This window comes from Kocuria sp. ZOR0020 (genome assembly GCF_000800955.1).
GTDB lineage: Bacteria > Actinomycetota > Actinomycetes > Actinomycetales > Micrococcaceae > Kocuria > Kocuria subflava.
In genome coordinates this window covers 1-781 of the sequence record NZ_JROX01000318.1, presented here as the reverse complement: position 1 = coordinate 781, position 781 = coordinate 1, and the positions used below count along the sequence as shown (strand labels likewise).

At 68.4% G+C, this 781-nt stretch carries 1 protein-coding gene; it reads right to left on the bottom strand.

The window, feature by feature from the left end:
• Positions 1–51 precede the first annotated feature (51 nt).
• Positions 52–738, bottom strand: coding sequence for a thioredoxin domain-containing protein (locus L979_RS13460; protein ID WP_019311267.1), 687 nt, complete (start codon positions 736–738; stop codon positions 52–54).
• Positions 739–781: the final 43 nt, after the last annotated feature.

The window sequence follows — 781 nt, the reverse complement described above, 5'->3', positions numbered from 1 at the left end:
GGGGGGAGGACCACCGGCGGGGTGGGCGTGTGGGGTGGGGTGACCATTGGGTCAGTCGGTGGCTGCGGTTTCGACGGCGTCCCGGAAGCCTTCCAGGGACTCGGGGTTGAGCACTTCCCCATCGAGGAAGAACGTGGGAGTCCCACCCACCCCCAGAGCCTCACCGTCAGCGACATCGAGCTCGATGCGCTCCTGGGTGGCCGGATCAGCCACCGCGGCGTCGAAGGCGGCCATGTCCAGGCCGAGGTCTTCGGCAAAGCCGCGGAAGACCGCGCTCTGGTCCTCGGCCGACTCCCCCCACTGTTCCTGGGTCTCGAACATACGCTGGTACATCGCCTCGTACTGTCCCTGCTGGGCGGCGGCTTCGACCGCGAGGGCGGCGTTCATGGAGTTGCGGTGACCCGGCAGCGGGAAGTAGCGGTGGACGAAGGTGACGGTGTCGGCGTACTCGGCCCGCAGCTCCTCGATGACGGGGTAGGCGGCCCGGCACCCTTCGCACTCATAGTCCAGGAACTCCACCAGCACGGCCTGTTCGTCCGGTGCCTGGGAGAGCACCCGGCTGTTCTCCCGCACGACCTGCCCCTGGCCCTGGGGCACCGTTTCGGGGGTGGAGTTGGCACGGGCGATGAGGATCGGGATGGCCACGGCGGCCACGACGGCGACCAGGAGGACCCACACGATGATCTTGGCCTTGGAGGGCTTCTGCTTTGGGGTGGGCGGGCTGGCGGTAGTACTCACAGGGGTGTCCGTTCTGTCTCCGGCAGCAGGGCGTACCGGTGGA